This window comes from Paraniabella hibiscisoli (assembly GCF_022512515.1).
Classification (GTDB): Bacteria; Bacteroidota; Bacteroidia; order Chitinophagales; family Chitinophagaceae; genus Niabella; species Niabella hibiscisoli.
In genome coordinates this window covers 38,801-61,266 of record NZ_JAKWBK010000002.1, presented here as the reverse complement: position 1 = coordinate 61,266, position 22,466 = coordinate 38,801, and the positions used below count along the sequence as shown (strand labels likewise).

Genomic DNA, 22,466 nt, shown 5'->3' with positions numbered 1-22,466 from the left:
CGGCCAAGTACAGACGTTGAAAACTGAAACTGGTAAAGTGCCGGAAAACCTGGCAACTTCTTTTGGTATAAAGTATACAAAATTGGCGCATACCCAGGATTTCACAGTTTCCTATTCACGGGGATTTACGGTAACCGAGAAATATGAATCCCATTTACAAAACTGGAGAAGCTATGGCTGGAATGATTAGAAAGCCAGTTATTTCCTGGGAGGTAATGCCAGGTCTATATCCTGTATGAGCTGACTGTCTTCGGGATAAAATAGCAATACTCTCTCTTTTGTAAACTTTTGCACGAGATCGTAATTTTTCGATTTGACCTGCCTTTCATACCAGTCTGTAAAACTGATGAATACTTTATCGTTGGTTACACCAAATACGCGGGGCGTGTAATACCGGGCATTACGATTAAGAACGGTTTGCCTGCGAGATATTACTGACTTATTTCCTTTCACCGACAGATAGTAGAAGCTGGTATCACTATCAAATACCAAAGCTGTTTCCAGGTCAGGCGAATACCAATGCGCAATATCGGAAGTTTGCAATACAATGGTATCTGTTTTTGAATGGGAGGGTAGGATACTAAAAAATCGGTCGTCTTTGTAATAATACGAAAACGAGCGACGGTTGGCTTTCATTTCCACGAACCGATATTCTTTAGGATCCTGTTCAAATCTGAAACAGGGCTCCGACAAAATGCTGGTGACATTTTTTGACGATTGAGAGATGACTTCGGTTATTTTGTTCGTTGCTATAGACTCAAAACTGTGCTGCCAATACGTGAAGTTGTACCTTGTATCTAGTGTTTTTTGAGAAGATCTGATCGATTGTTCGTTTCGAATGCCATATTCTAACAGCTTAAGCACATCTTTAAAGTCGAGCGTTGAGGCGTAAACGATAACTACTAACCCATTATCAGCCATTAAATTTCCCGATAATCTGGCTGTATCGGTTTTGCCCTGGTTATCGGTAGCCAAACCGCCTTTCGCGGTGTAAGACCCCTTGCCAAATGACAAAAAATAGGCAGGTGGTATAGTTCGCGTATAAGCGCAGCGATAATCAATAAAAATGGAGCGTCTATAATTTAGTCTTCGCGCCAGCCTGGCAGCATAAGAGCCTAACATAAAGGTTTTACTTTTTTCTTCGCTAGCCATCCTAATGGTAATCTGCGCAGTTACATTATCTATTTTATTTTTCCATATAATATCGACATGACATTTTCCGGTTATAGATATTAACAGGCAGCAAAAAAGCAGTTTTAGTTTAATACACATAGTTGTTACGTTAAAGATACCAAATGCAAAGAACATCGATCTTTTTTACTTAGTTGATCTAATATAATATGATATTTAATGTTAAGTATAGTGAGTAAATATTTATTAATCAATGTTTTGATATCTTTATATAAATATAAAATGAATGCATTTTGTTAATAAAATAGTTATTGTCAAATGTTACTATTATCTGTAAACTGTCAACTAATACTTCCCTCAGTCGTGGTTAATATGTGAATAGCTTATCTGCTTATAATACTGATAATAGCTTATTTTGCGCGCCCCTATAAAGTGAGCAAAAGGGCATGACAAGCGAAAACATACATTTTTTAATACAATCTTCACCGGCTTTGCAGATGCTGCGATTGCGCAATGCGGGCTGGGTATTGCCTTTTCTATACACCGTATTCAAAGAAAACCGCCGGATGGTGGTAAAGGAAGAGCAGCTGGTGCCCCTGCTGGCCGAAACCCTTGGTCAACATGATGATGGTACCGAAGACCTGGAGGAAGCGAGAATTGAGTTTGGGGAAGATGAGGAAAGCCGAAGTCGCAAATACCTGGTAAACTGGGTGCAAAAACGCATATTACAGGATTACCCGGATACCGGGGGCAATACCAATTACCAACTGAGCGCTTACACTGAAAAAGTGTTTCAATGGATGCAGAACCTGCAGCTGGGACAAAACCATGTGGGAACAGAAAGCCGTTTTAAAATGCTGTTTGGCTCTTTACGCGATATGGTAGAAAATACAGAGGATGACAAAGAGAAGAAATTACAGATACTCAAAGATCGCAGGGCCGAAATTGATAAAGAGATAAAAGCACTGGAACTGGGTGTGGCCCCGCAACGGTACAATAATGCCCAGGTGCAAGAGCGCCTCGACCTTTTCATCAAACTATGCTATGAGCTGATCGGCGATTTTCGGGAAGTAGAAGACAATTTTAAGCAAATACACCGCAATATTGTAGAGCAGCACACCAAGGCTGAGCAGCATAAAGGCACTATTGTTGGGTTTGCTTTTGAGTCTTACGATGCTTTACGCAGTAGCAACCAGGGTAAAAGCTTTTATGCTTTTTGGGATTTCCTGATCTCCCGCAATGGACAGGAAGAATGGCGCAATCTTACAGAGCAGCTGCTGCTATTGCTGGAAGACCGGGAGCTGGAAGCGGATACGGGTTTCCTGCAAAATATCAAATCCTTCCTGTTAGAGCAGGGCAAGTCGGTATATGATGCCAACGATAAAATGGCGGAAAAGCTGAGCCGTATTATTACCGAAAAGGAAATTGCCCGTCATCGCCGGTTGAGGCAGCAGATCAGCAGTATTAAGGAGTTGGTTTTTGACCTGATGGAGGAGGAGCAAATTGATGCCGGCCTGCAGGTTGAAGAACCCGCCGAGATAAAGATAGTGATGGACCGTAAACTGGCCCTGGAAGAAAAGAAGTCTGCCGCTACCTTAAAACAGCCCGTGGCGGCTGTAGAAAAGATCGCCGATATAGAGCGGTTTAACCGGTTATTGAACACTACTTTTATTGATAAAAAGATATTATGGAGTAAGGTAGAGCAGGTTTTAAAGGAAAAGCAAACCGCTACTTTAAAGGAGATTGTAGAAGCGACTTCACTAGACAATGGCCTGGCAGAAGTGATCGGTTACTATAGCTTTTTAAAAGAGAAATCAAAAAGGGTGCAGATTATTGGGACCGCTGTGGAGTTGATACCGTTGAATAAGGAGGCTACCAAGTTTGTAGAAGTACCCTATTTATTATTTAGCAAATAAGAAGAACAGATGGCGGATAAAATACACGCATTTACCCCGTTTTTATAAAATTACTGAAAGGTCCGGTAGAATACCTGGAGAAAAGCACCTGGGAAAAACTGGTGCAATACCGGGCGGAGCTGACCGGATTTTTACAACAACTGGGCTTAACCCTGGTACTGGATGAACAGGATGGGTATGCTTATATTAAACATAGTATTACCGAAGAAGATACCACCGGCGTAAGCTGGGCACAACGCCGCAGCCTTACCTACGATGAAAGCGTGATGTTGGTATTGCTGCGCGATATGATGGCGGAGTTTGAGGTAGGAGAGGCCACCCACCGCGAGCTGATCAAAAAAGACGGGAAATAAAAGAGTATGCAGAGCTGTTTTTTAAAGAAAATGCCAGCCGGGTAAAAATGTTGAAAGACATTGACCGGCTGATAGACCGGGCAGAGGAAAATGGGTTTTTGGAACGATCGGAAAATCATGATGTGGCAGATGAGCAGAAATTCCGTATTAAAAAGATCATTAAGGCCCGGGTAGACGGTGAAATATTAGAAGACTTTAAACAGCAACTGACAGCACATGCAGCTAAGCGTATTCAGCACGGATAATGAAAAGAGTGGTTTCCGGTTACAATACATGGAGGTATTTAACTGGGGAACTTTTGATGAGCAGATACATACGATAACGCCCAACGGCGAAACCAGCCTGTTGACTGGCGCCAACGGTAGTGGTAAAACCACTTTTGTGGATGCACTGCTTACCCTGATTGTTCCTGAAAAAGATATCGCTTTTACAACCAGAGTAGTGGTAGTGAAAAGAAGGGTGACAGAACGGAAGATACTTACGTGATGGGTGGGTATGGTACCATTAACTCCGATACAGGTGTTACCAAAACGCTTTATCTGCGTGAGAACCGCGACGAAGCTTACAGCATACTACTGGCAAATTTTACAAATGAGGCGGAGCAGGAAGTAACCTTGTTCCAGGTACGTTATTTTAATAACGGCGATATGCAGAAGCGCTTTGGTATTGCCCATAAAAGCCTGCGTATTGAAACTGATTTTAAGCCCTTCGACCTGGGCAATGCCTGGAAGCGCAGAATTGATCAGCAGTATAATAAAGGCAGCCGCAAACAGGTAGAGTGGTTCGATGCGGCCAGCAAATATGCCAACCGTATGGTAGATGTACTGGGTATGCAAAGTATTCAGGCGCTTACTTTATTCAACCAAACAGTGGGTATTAAAGTGCTCGGCAACCTGGATGATTTTATACGCATCCACATGCTGGAGCCAAGGGATATGGAATCTTCCTTCCAGGAGCTGAAAAAGCACCTGGCCACCTTGCTGGATGCGCAGCGTAATATTGAAAAGGCGGAAGAGCAGATACGTTTACTGCAGCCGGTGCACGAACATTATACCGGTTTTAGAAATCTGCAGGATCAGCAAAAATCCATACAGCAGTCGGTTCAAACAGCCAGTATCTGGAAAAGCTATACCCAGGATGTTTTGCTGCAGGAGGCTTTGGAAGAAGATGCTTCAGGCATCAAAAACCTGGAGCAGCAGGCAACAGATCTGAAAGAAGCCATAGACCGCTTGCACGAGGAAGAACGAACCACCCGTAACCAGATCGAACAGAATAAAGCCGGCCAGCGTTTAAAGCAGCTGGAGCAGGACCTGAAAGATCAGCAGGTAAAGAAAAAGAGGCCGAAGCCAACCTGACCCTTTTACCGAATGGTGTACCACGCTGCACCTGGAAGATAAAACCGCCTCTGACGAAGAAAGCTATAAGCGGATACAGAAAGAAGTCTCCAAGGCTGCGTTAAGGTTAGACCGGGAAAACCGGCTGAATGAAGATGACGATTTTGATGCTAAAAATCAGCACCGCAAGGCTAACGACGAAAGGGAGCAGCTGGAAAGAGAGCTGAATATTTTGCTCCACAGCAAAAGCAATATACCCGCCCACCTGGTAAACGTGCGAAAAGAATTGTGCAATGCATTAAGGCTGGAAACTTCTGACCTGCCTTTTGCAGGCGAGCTGGTACAGGTAAAATCAGAGGATTTACATTGGCAACCAGCTCTGGAAAAATTATTACATGGCTTTTCGCTGCGTTTGCTGGTACCTGATAAGCATTATAAAAAAGTTACCCGCTATATTAACCAAACCAATATTGGAGCGCGGCTGGTTTACTATCATGTAAAGGACGCTATTCAAATTCTCCCAGAAGACCATACGGTTTTTATAAGCTGGACTTTCACCCCGATCATCCTTTATCCGGGTGGGTGCAGCAACAGGTAATACAACAGTTTTCCTATGTATGCCTTAACGATGAAAAAACGCTGGAACGATATGATAAAGCCATCACCATCAACGGGCTGGTTAAAAACCGCAATCGCCATGAAAAAGACGACCGGCAGGGAGGCAATGATGCCGGCCGCTATGTAATGGGTTGGAACAATGAGCGTAAAAAGAGGCGCTCATTACGCACAGGAATAAACTAACAGATGAACTGGCCAATACGGCTGAAATTATAGAACGTTGCAGAAACAGGGCAGGACGCCTGCAGAAGCAGTTTTATGCCCTGAGCCGTGTACAGGAGCATGGAGGGTTTGCGTTGGTAGACGTTGCGGGCTTTCAGCGCCTGTTGCATAAAACCGAAGAGCAGATCAGCGAGTTGAGTAAAAGTAACAATCAGTTACAGGCTTTAACGTCGCAGCTGGACGAAATAATAGCACAGCGTACGGAGGCCGAAAAAAATGGCTGTCCGCCAATGGCGAAGTTGCCACACTACAAAACCGTATGAACGGGAGAAGGCAGCTAAGAGCTTCTTTACAGCTATTATTGCAGCATATTACTACGGAGAACAAAGATGAACTAATACAGTTTCAGCAGCAGCATGCGATTGAACTGGGTGGTGTAGTGTTGGATACTATTGAAGAAACTTACCGGCTTTTTAAGGAAAAACTGGATGCGGAAGCAACCAATATACAGCAACAGCTGCATAAAGCAGAAACGCATTTAAACCGTAGTATCAGCCAGATCAAAAATCCTTCACCCAACCTGCTACAGCGCTTTCCGGACTGGTACAGCGATGTACAGTTTTTGCCGGATGAGGCAGCGTATGCAGAGGAGTTTAAAGAATGGCTGGACAAGCTGGAAACAGAAAACCTTCCCAAATACAGGCGCGATTTTGAAAACTTCATCAACGATACCATCACCTACAAAATTGGCGGGTTGAACGAAGAGATGGAGAAATGGGAGCGGGAGATCAATAATAGCGTTAATAAACTCAACCAGTCCTTAGGTGTTATCAATTTTAACCGCCTTCCGGACACTTATATACAACTAGGTAAACGCCCGGTGCCGGATGCCACCATCAAAGCATTTAGAAATGCCTTGCTGGATGCTTTACCTCAGGCGGCCAACTGGCAGCAAAGTAAGTTTGAAGATAAGGCCTTGCATTTTCGCCAGAAAGTACAGCCGCTGATCGATAGCCTGGATGAAAGTGAGAGCTATCGCGCGCGTTATGGATGTACGAAACTGGTTTGAGTTTTGGGCAGACGAGAAATATCGCAATACCAACGAGCTTAAGAAAACCTATCGCCAGATGGGGCAGCTATCAGGAGGTGAGAAGGCACAATTAACGTATACCATTCTCTGTAGCGCTATCGCCTACCAGTTTGGTATTACCCGCGAGGGAAAGAACAGCCGCAGCCTGCGTTTTATTGCAGTAGATGAAAGCTTCAGTAACCAGGACGAGGATAAGGCTACTTACCTGATGGAACTGTGCAAACAATTACACCTGCAATTACTGGTGGTAACACCGAGCGATAAGATACAGATTGTGCAGGATTATATTGCCCATATTCACCTGGTTCAAAGGGTCAATAATCGTCACAGTGTAATGTATAATATGACCATTAAAGAGCTTCAGCATAAAATAAAAAATAAGGAAGAAATAGCGGTAATGTAAACCTGTTTTCGGTTCGCGATCTGTTTTCCTCTCTGGTTGATTTTCTATTGAAATCAACCAGTGTATCAGCATTTTTCCTCCTATGAAAATGATCAGCTATATTTTCGTACCCTGAAAAAGCAGCTCAGAGCCAACTCCACATGTAGCCTAATTGCCGATTTTCAAACCGAAGTGAAACGGAACCCTGCCGTATTTCCACCTGCCCCTCCACATTATTTTTCCGTTAATAATGTTAAATAATATTTCAAATCTTGTTTTAATATATTTCGTTTTGTTTATTTTTATTATGAAAGACTTGTCGGTCATTTTATTCTCATTGAATTTATAAACAAAACAAATGAGCCTCAACCGCAGAAATTTTATCAAGATCAGTGGGCTTACTGGCCTAAGTACTACCTTCTTGAAACCGGGAGAATCGCTGTCGCTGGCCGAAGAGAACGTTGGAGGCGAATTAGCGCGGAAATTTATGAATCCGCCAGAGCATACACGCGCCGCCTGTTACTGGTGGTGGTTTAACGGTCTTGTCAACAAAAAAGGAATTTTACGCGATTTAACCGAGTTTAAAAGTAAAGGAATTGGTGGTGTTTTGCTGGTCAACAGCGCTGATGGTTTGGGCGGTGCCAGGATACCGCAGGGCGTAAAGCTGTTCTCGGAAGAGTGGAAGGAGTTATATCGTTTTGCAATGAAGGAGGCTAAACGGTTGGGAATTGAAGTAGGTATAAACATGAGTTCGGGCTGGTGCATGGGAGGTCCGTGGATACAACCCCAGGACTCGGGTAGATGGTATTTACAGAGCACGTTAGAACTAAAAGGTCCTTTGCAATTTAATGCGCCACTACCTTTACCCAACGGCAGGGCAGGGTACGATAAGGTGTTTAACCCACCTGGTTACAAAGATTACATCGGGCTACCATTAGAAAAACTGGATTACAGGGATACTTCCGTGGTGGCTATTCCTATTCAAACCAATGGCAACTTCAGGATTGCCGGAGAGCGGCTGGGAAACCTGGATGCTAAAACCAATCGCCGCGATGCCAGTAATTTTGCCAAGTCTTTTGAAATTATGGATCCTGTAGTAAAGCCCTGGATCAATGAAAATAATGATACACCCATACCGGTAGACAAAATAATTGACCTGACACCCCTGCTAAAGGAAGGCGTACTGAACTGGGAGGTACCAGAAGGAAACTGGATCATTGTACGCACCGGGCATCGTATGACAGGCTCGAGGCTGATGATTGCGCAACCCGAAGCCGATGGTTTATCAATTGATTGGTTTGACAAGCGGGGAGTAGAATTGCAGTTTGAACATTTTGGTAAAGTGTTGCTGGAGGAAGCGGCCAAAGTAGGCACCAAGCCTGCTTATTTCTGCGACGATAGTTTTGAGGACGGTTTCCCCAACTGGACGGGCAGGATCCTGGAGAAATTTAAGCATTATCGCGGTTATGATGCAACACCCTATCTACCGGTTTTAAGCGGATTTATTATAGGCAGCGCCGATATCTCTGATCGCTTTTTGAACGATTACCGCAAAACGATAGCCGACTGTATGGCTGATGAGCATTACAGTCGTTTTGCCGAACTATGCCATGAGCAGGGCATATCGGTACAAAACGAAGCCGCCGGGCCAAGTCGCTCCGGAACTATTTGCCTCGACGGACTAAAAACCTTGGCAGAAGCGATATGCCGGCAGGGGAGTTTTGGCTGGGTCCCAACCATGAAAATCCCGAAATGCTTACAGATGATAAATCTTATGGCGTTTCGAGGCTGGATTTCGGACAAAATAAAGTAACCAAAATGGTAGCTTCGGCAGCCCATATCTATGGCCGCAAAACCGTATCAGCAGAGGCATTCACCACCATGCGTCATTGGCAGGATAGTCCTGCTTCTTTAAAACAGTCACTGGACAGGGCCTTTTGTGAGGGTGTAAACCGGATCGTAATACACTCTACAACTTCAACACGGCCGGAAGACGGTTTACCCGGATATGAATACGGTGCGGGAACCCACTTTAATCCTAACATAACCTGGTGGGAATTGTCCTCAGGTTTTCTCACTTATATCGCCCGCTGTCAACACTTGTTAAGAGCAGGCATGTTTGTAGCAGATGTATTATTTTATAATGGAGATACAGCGCCCAACCTGGTTGCTCAGAAACATATCGATCCGAGAATTGGAAAGGGATATGATTATGATGTTTGTAATGAAGAGGTATTGCTTAACAGGCTTTTGGTAAAAGATGGACGTTTGATTTTACCCGATGGTATGAGCTACCGTTTGCTGGTATTACCCGCATCGCGTCGAATGTCACTGGCTTCCCTTAAAAAGATCCGGGAGCTCGTAGCGGATGGGGCAACGGTTATAGGCAGCCCTCCCGAAACAGATTCAGGTCTTAAAAACTACCCGCAATGCGATAACGAAATAAAATCGATTAAAAACACATTATGGGAAAAGCCTGGGGTGGCCACACCTGGTAAAGTGCTCAACACATCTGAGATCAGACAGGTATTGCAATCAAAAGGCGTGGAGCCTGATTTTGAATATGACAACTCCGAAGCATGGATCGATTACATCCATCGAAGCACCAACGAAGCAGAAATCTATTTTTTAACCAACCGGAAAAATAGTAAAGTTACCACCAACTGCAAGTTCCGGGTATCGGGAAAAGTACCTGAACTATGGGATGCGGTGAATGGCAGCATACTGCTTCCCCAATACCATACCAACGGCAACCGAACAACCATCCATTTAAGCTTTGATGTATTTCAGTCTGTTTTTGTAGTATTTCCGAAATCAGCAACCAGCATCGCCCGCACTGGTTTTAATAATTTTCAATCGGCTCTCAGGTCTAAAGATCAACAGGTATTGGAGGGCAGCTGGACTGTTATTTTTGATACCGATAGGGGCGGTCCCGGTAAAACAGTATTTGAAAAACTGGCAGACTGGACGCAGCACGATGATCCGCGTATCAAATTCTATTCAGGTAAAGCTGTATATGAAAAAGTATTGGATATAAAATCTTCAGTTAGCAATAAACCAATAGTTGTATTAGATTTGGGAGAGGTGAAAAGCATTTGCAGAGTGAGTTTGAATGGGAAGGATTTAGGTATTATTTGGACGGCACCCTGGGAGGTAAACTTGACAGGCAGGCTGAAAACTGGTAAGAATATCCTGCAAATTGAAGTGATTAACCTTTGGCCCAACCGGCTGATTGGCGATGCAGCTTTGCCCGAGCAACAGCGCATTACCAATACTAATATTGCCTTTAAAAAGGATGCTGAATTAATGCCATCAGGTTTAATAGGACCGGTAACCATTTCTACCTTCTGATAAATTTCATTTATTCAAATCCATTGATATGCCTCCAAAATTAAAGATTGGTCTTTTCGGTATCGGGCTCGATACTTACTGGCCCCAGTTTGAAGGACTCGAAGCCAGGTTAAATGACCATCTCAATACAGTTTATAACAGGTTGTCGCAGCACAACACATCTGTTGTTAGCGCCGGATTAGTAGATAATATTGATAAGGCATTTGAAGCAGGCAGCTTTTTCAGAAGAGAGGAAGTAGATCTTATCTTTTTGTATGTAACCACTTACGCTTTATCAGCAACAGTCCTGCCTGTAGTACAGAAAGCAAAAGTACCGGTTATCATTCTTAACCTATCGCCCGGTGCGGCTATCGACTATCAACGATTCAATGCACTCCAAGACCGGGTTGCTATGACAGGGGAGTGGCTCGCTTATTGTTCTGCCTGCCCCGTTCCTGAAATTGTCAATGTTTTTCAGCGCGCAGGCATACGATTTCAACAGGTAACCGGCCTTTTGAATGAAAACGATGAATGCTGGACCGAGATAAAGGAGTGGATAGAAGCAGCGAAAGTAGCACACACCATGTCTTATAACCGCTTGGGATGTATGGGACATTATTATAGTGGCATGCTGGACATTTATACAGACCTCACCCTGCAATACAAATATTTTGGCGGTCATATAGAGTTGCTTGAAGTGGAAGAATTAGCAGTATTGCGAAAGCAGGTTTCTGAAGCGGAAGTCAATGATCGTATCGCGCGTTTTCAGGAAGTATTCGATATGCAGCCTGATTGTGATCCGGTAGAAATAAAAAAGGCAGCGATAACAGCTGTGGCTTTGGACAAGTTAGTAGCCCTTCACCAGCTGGGGTCTATGGCTTACTATTATAAAGGAACGGGAAATACGGAAAATGAAACGGCTATTGCTTCTATTATTCTGGGTACCTCTATGCTAACGGCAAGAGGTGTTCCTGTAGCCGGAGAATATGAAATAAAGAATGCTCAGGCCATGAAGATAATGGACGGCTTTGGCGCCGGTGGATCGTTTACCGAATACTATGCCATGGATTATAATGACGATGTAGTATTGATGGGGCATGATGGTCCGGGGCATATTGCTATAGCGGAAGGCAAGACCAAGGTGAAACCCCTCCAGGTGTATCACGGAAAAGTAGGTGCCGGGCTTTCGGTAGAAATGAGTGTTAAAAACGGACCTGTAACCTTATTGTCGGTGATAGAACAGCCTGACAACCAGTTGGCTTTTCTGGTTGCCGAAGGCGAATCTGTAGCCGGTCCTGTTTTAGAGATCGGTAATACCAATAGCCGCTACAAGTTTAATATAGGTGCCCGTCAGTTTGTAAGCGAGTGGAACAGGCATGGGCCGGCACATCACTGTGCAGTAGGTATAGGACATATAAAATCAAAAATTATAAAGCTGGGCATTTTGCTGAATATGGAAACAATAGTGGTTACCTCATAAAAATAGTATGTCTCTTTAATCCAATGCCAATATAGTTATGGATAGAGTTCTTTAAGTTTATTGTAAGAACATCGAGAAGGTTAGGAAGAAATATAATTCAGCCAGGAGAGGAGCTTTTATAAAATAATAGCCGCACCATAGTGGCTTTACGTTGAACTTCCAGACTGGTGCCTTTCCCAGTACCAATACAGGGCCATTAAATAAAAAGCGTGTAACAGCTGTGCTTCAATAGCGCTCCAGTTTTCAATAGAGCAGCTACCCAATATTAATAAGCTCATCAACGTTATAGAGGCAAATAAGGTATAGCGAACTTTAAACCCCACCAGCAAAGCCAGTCCCAGCAAGGCTTCCGCAATGGGAAGAAAATAACTGAACGGTGCAATCAGGGCAGGAGGAATTACCGATTTCTCCATAGTGCTAACCATCCAATTACTAAAGCCAGTCAGCTTAGGCAGGCGCACCAGTCCATGCCCCAATAATGAAATAGCCACCGGCAAACGCAGAAAGAAAAAAGTAGTTTTGAAATAATTCATATCGGTATTGAATTAGGGGCATTAAAAAACCATTGGCTTAGGGGAGTGGTCCTTTACTCACTTCTTTTCCATCTTTATATATCGCAAAAATCTCCCGGGTATTTTTTATATCCTTCGTTGGGTCTTCATTTAGTATTATCAAGTCAGCAACCTTACCCGGCTCCAGCGTGCCGTAATATTGTTGAATCCTTAAAGCCGTGGCCGCATTTTTTGTCGCTACGGTAATGGCTTCTAAAGCTGTTAAACCAGCCTCGGTCATCAACTGTAGCTCCAGGTGTTCGGAGAAACCCTGTGCACGAATAGGTGTAGCGCCGCTGTCCGTACCCATAGCTATTAAAACACCTGCTTTAAATAAGCGAAGCATATTCTGTTTAGCCGTTTCAAAAGCTATTTTATTTAAAGTATAGTTCGGCGCATTTTTCAGATCATTTTGGTATTTCTCCAATGTGATCATTTCATAAACGCCCGGCTCCAAAGATTTCCTAAAAAATTCATTGTTGATCCAGTCAGGTTTTTGTCCGTAGATATACGCGTACTCGTCGAGCGACAAAGTAGGGATATAAATCACCTGCTGTGCTTTCATACGGGCTATTGTAGCTTCGTCAATCGTATCGCTGCGCACACTATGGGCAATAATATCTACACTGTCAGCCACCAGCTGTTTCAGGTCGCTCAAATAATAAACATGGGCGGCCACACGCAGCTCTCTTTGTGTGCTTCCCGTATAATCGCTTTATAAATTTCCGGCTGCATTTTAGCCGGGTATTGCCCGTTAAAATCATCCACCCAAATCTTTACCATATCCGGTTTTAGCTTCGCCAGGCTATCCATTTCAGTAGCAACCTGTGCGGCTGTTACCGGACGAAAAACTTTATCCATAGCAAAATCCAGCGGCGGCGCACCATTAGGTGTACCAAAGCCATAACCGGCAGAATGAATCCGGGCGCCGGGAATTTCTCCACTGAGAGAACGATCGCGCAAACCCGTTTCAAATAGCAAGGGGCGATCCGTACCCATCGCCATAATATGCAGCACGCCGTAGCTTTCATATCTTTTTAACTGGGCCAGTATATTTTCTTCGGTGTAGTTTTCAGGTTTGGTGCTGGTGCCTTTCAATGTACCCATATGTGAATGCGCGGAGATCAAGGCCGGCATAATCGTTTTACCTTCCAGGTTGATCACTGTGGCATCCTGGTCAGTAATATCTAAACCAATGGCCGCTATTTTACCATCTTTGATCAGCAACCGTGTATCTTCAACAGGAGCGCCGCCATTACCATCAATCAGCCGTACATGTTCTAATAAAATTGCGTTACCAGTTGTATCGGCTTTATCGGCATTGCCACCGCAGGAAATTAACAATATAGACAACAGCAATGCTAATAAACGCGCAGGATAATTTTTCATCATTTAATTTATAAATACGTTGATTGATTGAATACCCGGAAATATCGCACAACTAATATAAGACAAGGCCAAAGGAAAATTGTTGATCTAATCGCGAATTTTAAACTTTAAAAATTGAACGCCCACGCCAGTGAAATTTGTTCAGATGACCAATTTGTTTAAAAGGCTTAGCTTAGAAAAAATAAAATGAGGCAACAAAACGCAGCCTCATTTACTGATTACATCAACGGGTGTATGCACCCAAATATAAATGCCGATTTCGGAATCAGGCGCCGCGTCTACCGAAAATTAAAGACAGTACAAACAGCACCAAAAACACAAAGAATAAAACTTTAGCAATACCGGCTGCAGTGGAAGCAATGCCTCCAAAACCAAACACAGCAGCAACGATTGCCACAATTAAAAAGATAATAGACCATCTAAGCATAATCGTAGGATTTAAGGGTTTACAAAAAGGTTCTATACGTTATAGACAAGAACTATTCCAATAATGTTAAGGATAGAAAGTAGTCAAAATATTTACTTAACATAATATAAATTATAGGACAAATCTTGCACCCGTGCCGTTTGTCCTATAACAATATTATGTTAAATAATATATCAACATTCCGGCTCCGTATTGGCATTACAGGTTTTCGATCAGTTCGGCTCTTTTGGTTTGTCCTATAATTAGTCGTTATGTCTGCGGGCTGCAAATCAGGTTTGCAGCCCGCAGACGAACTCACACAACATTTGGAATTTAGTTTTTAATAAATGCTCTAGCGCACCCCTTGCCCGTTGGGTAAATAGCCGTAAAGGCAGGCGCTCCATGGGCTGGTAAAAATTCCTGTGTCGAACTGAAAACTTACACAGGAAGTTTTTACTGCACCCATGTTCACGCCGCGTTTGTAGCGTCTTTAAAATTTTTGCCTTTTTTTGCCAACGCTTCTTTTTTATGGTCGCTCGCTGGCCTGTAAAAATGCAATATTCCTGTAGGTCTGAATTACATTTTTCCAGTCTGGCGCTCGCGGAGTTGTTTATTTTCCACTTTTTGCTTGTCCAAAAAGTGGAGCAAAAGACCCCGGAAATCGGTTGCCGGGGCGATTTCCGGAGGGAATATCTATTGAGCGGTGTGCTTGGCAAATCAACTGTGGAATATAATTGCCTGGCGGACGCAGATGCTCTACTTAACATAATGTAAGCCACCTACACAATCTCAATCTTTTCTTTTTGGAACCGTTCTTGTAAGGCTTCATATTTTTGCTCTTTAGCAATGGTAATGGTGAGCCGCCCTTTTTCACAGGCGATATCTACCACATGGCCGGGTTTAAAACCACTATCTTGGAGCCATTTACCGGCCAGCCGCAATGCCGGGAATGATGTGGTTGTTCTGCTGTTGATACCCCTGAACGCATAGCGGCATACCGTCATGCGCCGGATGGGTTTTGTAATACGGTGTGTTTTTACTGTTTGCATAGCGTAGCTTTTTTGTTGGTACAAAGCAACGGTCGACGGGTTTTGTTTCCTACAAAAATTGATTGTATGTTACAACAGAAAAGCTTGTATTTTATGTATCTTTAGGCTTGCATAATCTAATTTGAAAAAACTAAATTTGCTCCTATGACACATACTGCTATGCCGAACCACAAAGTACATGAAGGCCGCAACATTAAACGTTTTCGCGAGATGCTAGGTATAAAACAAGATGCCTTGGCTTTTGACCTTAACATGAGCCAGCAGGCCGTATCTCTGCTTGAACAAAAAGAAAAGATTGATACTCCCCTACTCCAGCAGATTTCTGCCTTATTGAAAATACCGGTGGAGGCGATCCAAAATTTTGATGAGCAGCAAGCAATCAACATTATATCAAACACTTTTCACGATACACAAGGCTTGATAAATTATAGTCCAACGTTTGTAAATAATCCTGTAGACAAACTAATCCAACTTCACGAAGAAAAGATAGCCTTGTATGAAAGGATGTTGAAGGAAAAGGATGAGATGATGGCGCGGTTGGAGCAATTGATTAATAGTAGATAATTTTTTATTTAGGGCATGCCCCTGCCCTGCCGCCTTTGCACATTGGCTATACTTCATGGCAAGGTCAGGGTCAGGCTATCCGCTGCTACTCCGCCATCCCGATAGCTATCGGGACCTGCCGCACAAGGATTCAGCGAGGTATTCGCTCTTATCTCTTACGCAAATGCACTGTTCAGGCTGGCCTCACGCATATCGGCTTCACAACAGTTTCCAGCGACATACAAAATATTCAGCAATTAAAAACGGGGAAAACCCGTTTTTTTATTTAACCATTTTTGTACTTTGTCCCCTTAAAAAGTAGGGTTTTCCAGTATTGCTTTGCTTACTGTAGTAAATTAAATTTGTTCTGTAAATATTTATACAAACAAACTGGTGTTTATATATAACTCGACATGTGTTTATAAATTCGCTGTAATCTTTGCCAAAATACTTCGCATGATAAAAATCCCAAAACAACTGAAAGAAAATATACAAGAGGAGGTCTTGAAAAAATCCAAATTGGGAGAGAAAAAGGATGGAGATTTTCAAAAAATGATGAAGACGCTTTATTAGGCGATTTTTTAGGGAACTTAAGAACTGATAGGCAATTATTCAATAGCCTTGGTATTGATTATGAATGGGAAATTCTCTATCATAAAATGAGGGGAAGAGGTAGAAATGCTTACGAATCCAAAATAGGAGCTGACGCAATTATAACTTTTGAAATTGTTGATAAAATAAATAATAAAAGAACTATTAAGTCTTTATTATTTCAAGCAAAGAAAGAAGGAAATAGCTCTGGTCTAGCGTCGCAAAAAGAGAAGATGGATAAAGTAGCTTGCAAGGGGAATTTTATTTTTACTTGTTCGGAACAGGAATATTATGCCCAAACTGAAATCGATGGGCAAAGAACAAATATTGAGAGTTTTTAGCATATCAATTCATAGAGTGTAAAATTGGTATTGAAAATTTTGAATATAATGAAGAACGAAATTTATTAAAACTAAATGACAAATTGATAGACGATGTTTACTTAAATGAGGTATTAATTAAAGTTGAAATCGAAAAAGATTGAAGGTTAAAATATATTTAAATACAACTTATTCGTATATAATATGAAGCATTTACTATTCAACAATAATAGTTCTGTTGCCTATGATGATAGTGACGTGGATGATATCAAAGTTTTTATTGATGGCAAACTACACGACTTTAAAGAAAGTAAAGACAATCGCATAGATTATGCTACAGCAACGAAACGAAATAAATATGCTCAAACACTAAATAATCAATTCGAAAACTTAATTCTATTAACTGGAGCAGGTTCCTCTATTGGATGGGGAACTGCAGGGAAAGTTGGAAAATCAATGGCTGATTTATGGGATGATACTGAAACTCTTTTGACAAAAGTTGTATTTGATAAATTACTTTCTGCCATCAAATATGAGGAAACATGGAATGATGGCACTATAATAAAAAATTTGGAAAAGGTATTATCAATGGCAACACCAGCAATACCTTATGTTACCAAAGCGGAAATTGATATTGAAGATTGTGTAAACAAGATAAAAGACTTCATAAAAAATGCGTGTCAATTAGATTTACCTTCTAATTCGCCACACGTTTTGTTGTTGAATAAAATCACAAAAAGGAAAGTTACGCTCCCTCGATTTAAGCTATTTACTTTGAATTATGATTTAATGTTCGAGCAAGCAGCTTGTGAAAGCAATTTTGTGATTGTTGATGGATTTTCTTTTTCTCATCCTCGAACTTTTAGTGGTCGTAATTACGATTATGATATCGTTTCAAGAAATCAAAGTAGAGTAAAGGAAGAAGACAACTTTATCCAGAAAGTTTTTCATTTATATAAATTACATGGCTCTGTCAATTGGGAAAAGATAGATGATAAAATCATCCAAAAAGGAAACCCCATAAATCCATTAATGATCTACCCACATCAATCAAAATATGAAAGTTCCTATGAACAGCCTTATTTTGAGATGATGTCAAGATTTCAAACAAATCTGCGAAAGGAAAACGTTTTTCTGATAACTGTTGGATTTAGTTTTGGAGACAAACATATTGTAACAGCCATTATAGAAGCTTTAGAGCAAAATCCTAGCTTTCAACTGATGATAATTAATAGAGGTATTGATGAAACCAATGAAAATTTAAAACCATTTATAGACGCTGCAAAAAAGTATTCCAATATATCTATTGTGTCAGAAACCTTTGAAGATTTTGCGAAAAGCTATCCTGATCTAAAATCTTATAATCAGGACGACACCCGTCAAATTGTAATTAATATACCAAACTCTTAGTATGAGCAATAGTCCCTTTAATCACAGTCATTTTCTGGGGTATGTCAACTTTGTTTCTCCTGCGTTTGTGAAAGTGCATTTTCCTTCGTCAGTATTGATGAAGACATTTGTACATCATGCTGAGGTCTTGCGAGGGGGCTTGTTGGTAATTATATTGTTATTGAAGGAGAAGAGAAAGGATTTCTTGGTAAAATGCTGGAAATATCTTTGCCTGAGAAAGAGCGGTTAGAATTAAGTGAAAGAACTTTTTCTACAAAAGCTTTTCATCCTGTGGGAAGAATTGAGATTCTTTTGTCATTTGATTTATTTGATCCCAGTAAAATAGAAAAGGGAATAAACAGCTTACCGCTTATAGGCTCAAAAGTATTTATCTGTTCAGCTGAGTTTTTATCAACTCATTTTAAAACTTTTGGAATAAAACCTGAAAATATCGAACATTCCCCTACATTTAGAATGGGAAATTTAATATATGATAAAAATGTTCCGGTAGATATTTCATTGCAGGCAATATTTAGCCGCCATTGTGCGGTAGTAGGTACGACAGGGGAGGAAAGAGCTACACAATTAGTAAATTTATTGAGGGAGTTATAGAAGCCGGAGCGAAAGCTATCATCTTAGACCCTACCGGAGAATACTCAACATTCGATACGCATTCAAAAGTAGACCATTCTACTGTTATTACAGATAGTTATTTTCCTTATCAGAATTTAACCATTAATGATTTATTCGTTTTATTTCGACCTTCAGGGCAGGTACAGCAACCTGTTCTTTTAGAAGCTATAAAATCTTTAAAAGTTGCTAATTGCTTAATGGGCAATATACCTGCAAATGGACATAGCAATAACGGAACACAAGATATTTTTACGTTTCGCACTCAACAAGTTGTCGTGCAAAATGGGCTTATTATAAAACAAAATAACTTTACTGCACCATATAACAATGCTTACTTTATATATAAATCTATTATAGAAGATTTTTCCCATAATCATTTTGACATTTCCATATTGCATAAGCAAATAGCAAATGAATGTTATCAAATATTCAATGACCGTTGGGCAAACAGTAGAGATGAAAGAAATTATGGTAATTCTACCAGTTTGATAATGCGTGTTAATAATGTAATATCAGACAATGATTATTCAGGTATGTTTGGCTTCAATTCCCCAACTACAAGTAACCTAATAACTAAAGTAAATGACTTTTTAAATAATCCCGACTTAAACATTTTAAGAGTTGGTTTTGAAAATGTACCTTACAATTTTCAGGTAAGAGAAATTTTAGCAAATTCCTTAGGTAGATATTTACTAAACAAAGCTCGAACTAATGCTTTTAGAGAAAATCCACTAATTCTCTTTGTTGATGAAGCACATCAATTTTTAAACAAAAAAGTAAAAGACGAATATTTTGAAAGTACTGAATTAAATGCTTTTGATAATATTGCTAAAGAAAGTCGAAAGTATGGTTTGTTCCTTTGTTTATCTACACAGATGCCAAGAGATATTCCAGTTGGTACACTCAGTCAAATGGGAACCTTTATTACACATAGGCTTATAAATTATCAAGATAAAGAAGCAGTAGCAAGTGCTTGCTCAACTGCTAATAAGGAGACACTTTCATTTTTGCCTTCTTTAGGTTCAGGAGAAGCTATTATTATGGGAGTTGATTTCCCTATGCCCATTTCTGTCAAAGTAGATTTACCTACAACCACACCAAAATTTGATACACCAAAATTTAAGATAAAATAGATCTATGTCCAAAAAAGGTGGTGCTTTTGAAAAAGTAGCAAATGAATTCTTAGTAAAAATATTTGACGAATTAGGCTATACCGTTGTCCGTGAAAGAACTCAGGATTCTGGAACACAAGATGGGTTTGATAATCTCGTTGAGATTGTTGATGATAAGTTTAGAAATTATATAATCTACTCTGAGTGTAAGGATTATAAGACGAATCTTAATTATACCCAAGCCTTAGAAAAAATCCCTCATATTGTTTCAACTCGTAAAAATATTGATTTGCTCTTATTTATCTCACCATTTGAAAACTTTTCAAATACGAATGAGAATTCAAAAGTAGATGGTTTTTATCAAACATTAAGTGAGGGCTGCCCTGTTGAATTTCTAATGCCGGAATCTTACGTCAAGGATTATTTCAGTCTATATCCTTGAAGCCTTATCATTTTTGTAGCCTTCCGTGTTTTTAGGACAGTTGAAGATTAGACTTGAATAAGTTAATTTTAAACTGTCAGATATGAAAAAGCAAAGATTTAGCGAGACGCAAATAGCGTCGATTTTAAAGCAGTACGAAGGTGGCCGCGAGGCCCTGGAGCTGTGTCGGGAGCATGGCATAAGCAAAGCAACATTGTATAACTGGCGTAAGAAGTATGCCGGCATGGATTCCAGCCATATCAGAGAGCTCAAGGCTCTTCAGGACGAGAACCGCCGCCTTAAACAAATGTATGCAGAGTTGATGCTTGATCATCAGCTTGCCAAACACATTATCGAAAAAAGTTATAAAGCCCTGTCAAAAACGAGAGCTGGCGGAATCTGTAATTAAAGAACAATCCATTAGTGTTGGCAGGGCTTGCAGAGTAATTCATTTGCAACGCTCTCTTTGGTATTATCGAAGTGGTAAGGATGATAGCGCCATTATCGATAAGCTTAGTTCTTTGGCGGATCGTTTTCCAACACGAGGTTTTGATAAGTACTATGCGATCATCCGCATTGAAGGAAACAAATGGGCCAGAAGCCGTGTGCTACGTGTGTATCGTGAGATGAACCTGTGCAGGCGCAGAAGGCATAAGAAAAGGCTTCCCTCACGAATCAAAGAACCGCTTCAAAAGCAATTACTGCCCAACCAAAGTTACAGTATGGACTTCATGTCTGATAGCCTGGTGAGCGGTAGAAAATTGCGCATATTTAAGGTGGTGGATGACTGTACGAGAGAGTCACTTGCAGTATGGTGCGATTATTCTATCACCGGTCAGAAAGTAACTGAGATACTGGAGCAGATCACTGCAGAAAGAGGAAAGCCTCTTCAAGTAAGAGTAGACAATGGGCCAGAGTTCACCGGAAAAGCTTTTAGTGAATGGTGCAGTGATCGATCAATAATTATTAAATACATACAACCCGGCAAGCCGATGCAAAATGCCTATATAGAAAGATTAAACAGAACATACAGAGAAGATGTGCTAGATGCGTATTTGTTTGAATCATTAGAGGAACTCAGAATACTCAGCGATGAGTGGCAGCATGGCTACAACCACCTAATGCCGCATCAATCGTTAAACAATCAAACGCCGGCAAAGGCCCATCAGTCGGCCTGCCGGGGGCACTTCATTTAAAACATATGACTGAACGGCAACAGCAGAACCCTGATCAACCATTTAACCAACAATCATATATTTTAAATGAACAATCACCAATTTGTCTAACTTAGACCTGTCCTAAAAATGATAAGGCTTCAAAAACACGGAAGGCTACACCTGCCCTATTTGTTATTGAAGTTTTAGCGGGCAAGGGTCGGGCAGCTGCGCTGGTAACCTTCGCATCAAAGCAACATTTAGTTGCTTCGTTACTCGGTTATGCTGTATCTTTTGGTGCTGGATAACGAGCATCTTTCTAAAAAATAAGAGAAGGAAAACAAAGAATAATTTCCCCTTTTAGCGGCTAAAAAGCCAGCCCCAAAAGGATGTCGCTTCTATCCCATCACGCATTTAACCCACGCACAGAAGGCAAAATTTTAGAGGATCGGCTATTGTAACATAACGCGAAATTATAGGACAAATATTGCACCCGTGCCGTTTGTCCTATAACAATATTATGTTAAGTATTCAATCAACATTTCGGCTCCGTATTGGCATTACAGGTTTTCGATTGGTACAGGCTCTTGCGGTTTGTCCTATAATTAGTCGTTATGTCTGCGGGCTGCAAATCAGGTTTGCAGCCCGCAGACTAGCTCACACAACATTGAAAATTTCGTTTTGAATAAGCGCTTTGTCGCAGCCCTTGCCCTTGCGGGTAAATAGCCGTAATGGCAGGCGCTCCATGGGCTGGTAAAAATTCCTGTGTCGAACTGAAAACTTACACAGGAAGTTTTTACTGCACCCATGTTCACGCCGTGTTTGTAGCGTCTTTAAAATTTTTGCCTTTTTGCCAACGCTTCTTTTTCTCTTTTTTATGGTCGCTCGCTGGCCTGTAAAAATGCAATATGCCTGTAGGTCTGAATTACATTTTTCCAGTCGGGCGCTCGCGGTTTTGTTTATCGTTCTTTTGCCTTGATGCAAAAGAACCAAAAAATCAAGGCTGTGAAAAAATCGGCTAAAAATGGCGCTGGAAGCCTAAACCCGCCGAAACTCGCCGCAAGGTTGCGTCCTAATTAAACAAATACTGCAGGCTCAAACAGCGGCGGCTT

At 41.3% G+C, this 22,466-nt stretch carries 27 protein-coding genes; 21 read left to right on the top strand and 6 right to left on the bottom strand.

Annotated elements, in window-relative coordinates; translation table 11 throughout:
* Positions 1-16 precede the first annotated feature (16 nt).
* On the top strand, positions 17-190 hold the full coding sequence (locus MKP07_RS28730) for a hypothetical protein (RefSeq protein WP_240851274.1): 174 nt from the start codon (positions 17-19) through the stop codon (positions 188-190).
* Between the two features lie 8 nt (positions 191-198).
* Here MKP07_RS28730 and MKP07_RS28725 read toward each other — a convergent pair whose 3' ends face one another.
* Positions 199-1,308, bottom strand: a complete 1,110-nt coding sequence (locus MKP07_RS28725) for a hypothetical protein (RefSeq protein WP_240851272.1) — start codon at positions 1,306-1,308, stop codon at positions 199-201.
* 269 nt (positions 1,309-1,577) lie between these two features.
* Here MKP07_RS28725 and MKP07_RS28720 point away from each other — a divergent pair, with 269 nt between their 5' ends.
* The 13 genes from MKP07_RS28720 to MKP07_RS28670 all read left to right on the top strand — a co-directional run bounded on the left by MKP07_RS28720 (position 1,578) and on the right by MKP07_RS28670 (position 11,796).
* Positions 1,578-3,047 (top strand): DUF3375 domain-containing protein, encoded by a 1,470-nt coding sequence (locus MKP07_RS28720; protein WP_240851268.1) that lies wholly within the window; start codon positions 1,578-1,580, stop codon positions 3,045-3,047.
* A gap of 101 nt (positions 3,048-3,148) precedes the next feature.
* Positions 3,149-3,400, top strand: a complete 252-nt coding sequence (locus MKP07_RS39895; RefSeq protein WP_317236127.1) for a DUF4194 domain-containing protein — start codon at positions 3,149-3,151, stop codon at positions 3,398-3,400.
* Between the two features lie 47 nt (positions 3,401-3,447).
* Positions 3,448-3,645: a DUF4194 domain-containing protein gene (locus MKP07_RS39890; protein WP_262919987.1), complete on the top strand. Its 198-nt coding sequence runs from the start codon at positions 3,448-3,450 to the stop codon at positions 3,643-3,645.
* Positions 3,617-3,886 (top strand): ATP-binding protein, encoded by a 270-nt coding sequence (locus MKP07_RS28710; RefSeq protein ID WP_240851267.1) that lies wholly within the window; start codon positions 3,617-3,619, stop codon positions 3,884-3,886. The genes MKP07_RS39890 and MKP07_RS28710 overlap by 29 nt, the downstream gene beginning before the upstream one ends.
* Positions 3,886-4,755, top strand: a complete 870-nt coding sequence (locus MKP07_RS28705) for a hypothetical protein (protein WP_240851264.1) — start codon at positions 3,886-3,888, stop codon at positions 4,753-4,755. The genes MKP07_RS28710 and MKP07_RS28705 overlap by 1 nt, the downstream gene beginning before the upstream one ends.
* 211 nt (positions 4,756-4,966) lie before the next feature.
* Entirely contained in the window at positions 4,967-5,332 is a 366-nt protein-coding gene (locus tag MKP07_RS28700) for a hypothetical protein (protein WP_240851262.1), read from the top strand.
* Positions 5,317-5,535, top strand: coding sequence for a hypothetical protein (locus MKP07_RS28695; RefSeq protein WP_240851261.1), 219 nt, complete (start codon positions 5,317-5,319; stop codon positions 5,533-5,535). Before MKP07_RS28700 ends, MKP07_RS28695 begins: the two co-directional genes overlap by 16 nt.
* 113 nt (positions 5,536-5,648) lie before the next feature.
* Positions 5,649-5,837: a hypothetical protein gene (locus MKP07_RS28690; RefSeq protein ID WP_240851259.1), complete on the top strand. Its 189-nt coding sequence runs from the start codon at positions 5,649-5,651 to the stop codon at positions 5,835-5,837.
* Complete coding sequence (locus MKP07_RS28685) at positions 5,834-6,583, top strand: hypothetical protein (RefSeq protein WP_240851257.1); 750 nt, start codon at positions 5,834-5,836, stop codon at positions 6,581-6,583. Before MKP07_RS28690 ends, MKP07_RS28685 begins: the two co-directional genes overlap by 4 nt.
* Entirely contained in the window at positions 6,561-7,007 is a 447-nt protein-coding gene (locus MKP07_RS28680; protein WP_240851254.1) for an SbcC/MukB-like Walker B domain-containing protein, read from the top strand. The genes MKP07_RS28685 and MKP07_RS28680 overlap by 23 nt, the downstream gene beginning before the upstream one ends.
* A gap of 337 nt (positions 7,008-7,344) precedes the next feature.
* Positions 7,345-8,799, top strand: coding sequence for a glycosyl hydrolase (locus MKP07_RS39885; protein ID WP_262919986.1), 1,455 nt, complete (start codon positions 7,345-7,347; stop codon positions 8,797-8,799).
* Complete coding sequence (locus tag MKP07_RS39880) at positions 8,691-10,337, top strand: glycosyl hydrolase (protein WP_262919985.1); 1,647 nt, start codon at positions 8,691-8,693, stop codon at positions 10,335-10,337. Before MKP07_RS39885 ends, MKP07_RS39880 begins: the two co-directional genes overlap by 109 nt.
* 28 nt (positions 10,338-10,365) lie before the next feature.
* The gene (locus MKP07_RS28670; protein WP_240851253.1) at positions 10,366-11,796 is read left to right on the top strand and encodes an arabinose isomerase; all 1,431 of its coding nucleotides are present in this window, start codon (positions 10,366-10,368) and stop codon (positions 11,794-11,796) included.
* A 146-nt stretch (positions 11,797-11,942) separates the two neighbouring features.
* Here the strand turns inward: MKP07_RS28670 and MKP07_RS28665 are convergent, their stop codons facing one another.
* The 5 genes from MKP07_RS28665 to MKP07_RS28645 all read right to left on the bottom strand — a co-directional run bounded on the left by MKP07_RS28665 (position 11,943) and on the right by MKP07_RS28645 (position 15,191).
* Positions 11,943-12,329, bottom strand: a complete 387-nt coding sequence (locus tag MKP07_RS28665) for a MauE/DoxX family redox-associated membrane protein (protein ID WP_240851246.1) — start codon at positions 12,327-12,329, stop codon at positions 11,943-11,945.
* 37 nt (positions 12,330-12,366) lie between these two features.
* Positions 12,367-13,026, bottom strand: coding sequence for an amidohydrolase family protein (locus MKP07_RS28660; protein ID WP_240851244.1), 660 nt, complete (start codon positions 13,024-13,026; stop codon positions 12,367-12,369).
* Positions 13,002-13,739, bottom strand: a complete 738-nt coding sequence (locus MKP07_RS28655) for an amidohydrolase family protein (RefSeq protein ID WP_240851242.1) — start codon at positions 13,737-13,739, stop codon at positions 13,002-13,004. The genes MKP07_RS28660 and MKP07_RS28655 overlap by 25 nt, the downstream gene beginning before the upstream one ends.
* 262 nt (positions 13,740-14,001) lie before the next feature.
* Positions 14,002-14,163 carry a DUF1328 domain-containing protein gene (locus tag MKP07_RS28650; RefSeq protein WP_240851241.1) on the bottom strand — a complete coding sequence of 54 codons (162 nt, stop codon included), beginning with the start codon at positions 14,161-14,163 and terminating at the stop codon, positions 14,002-14,004.
* A 758-nt stretch (positions 14,164-14,921) separates the two neighbouring features.
* On the bottom strand, positions 14,922-15,191 hold the full coding sequence (locus MKP07_RS28645) for a SymE family type I addiction module toxin (RefSeq protein WP_240851240.1): 270 nt from the start codon (positions 15,189-15,191) through the stop codon (positions 14,922-14,924).
* A gap of 144 nt (positions 15,192-15,335) precedes the next feature.
* On the opposite strand from MKP07_RS28645, the gene MKP07_RS28640 reads away from it, so the two are divergent.
* From MKP07_RS28640 to MKP07_RS28610, 7 genes are all read left to right on the top strand, one after another.
* Positions 15,336-15,755: a helix-turn-helix transcriptional regulator gene (locus tag MKP07_RS28640; protein WP_240851238.1), complete on the top strand. Its 420-nt coding sequence runs from the start codon at positions 15,336-15,338 to the stop codon at positions 15,753-15,755.
* A 638-nt stretch (positions 15,756-16,393) separates the two neighbouring features.
* A complete protein-coding gene (locus MKP07_RS28635) occupies positions 16,394-16,666 on the top strand; it encodes a hypothetical protein (protein ID WP_240851236.1) in 273 nt (90 codons plus the stop codon).
* Positions 16,667-16,849: 183 nt separating this feature from the next.
* Positions 16,850-18,055 carry an SIR2 family protein gene (locus MKP07_RS28630; protein WP_240851234.1) on the top strand — a complete coding sequence of 402 codons (1,206 nt, stop codon included), beginning with the start codon at positions 16,850-16,852 and terminating at the stop codon, positions 18,053-18,055.
* A gap of 192 nt (positions 18,056-18,247) precedes the next feature.
* Positions 18,248-18,646 carry a helicase HerA domain-containing protein gene (locus tag MKP07_RS28625; protein ID WP_240851232.1) on the top strand — a complete coding sequence of 133 codons (399 nt, stop codon included), beginning with the start codon at positions 18,248-18,250 and terminating at the stop codon, positions 18,644-18,646.
* Positions 18,577-19,800, top strand: a complete 1,224-nt coding sequence (locus MKP07_RS28620) for an ATP-binding protein (RefSeq protein ID WP_240851229.1) — start codon at positions 18,577-18,579, stop codon at positions 19,798-19,800. Before MKP07_RS28625 ends, MKP07_RS28620 begins: the two co-directional genes overlap by 70 nt.
* A gap of 4 nt (positions 19,801-19,804) precedes the next feature.
* Entirely contained in the window at positions 19,805-20,221 is a 417-nt protein-coding gene (locus tag MKP07_RS28615; RefSeq protein ID WP_240851228.1) for a hypothetical protein, read from the top strand.
* Between the two features lie 82 nt (positions 20,222-20,303).
* A protein-coding gene (locus MKP07_RS28610; protein ID WP_240851226.1) for an IS3 family transposase occupies positions 20,304-21,396 on the top strand; the annotation gives its coding sequence in 2 pieces (ribosomal slippage) (positions 20,304-20,554 and positions 20,553-21,396; 1,095 coding nt in all).
* Positions 21,397-22,466 lie beyond the last annotated feature (1,070 nt).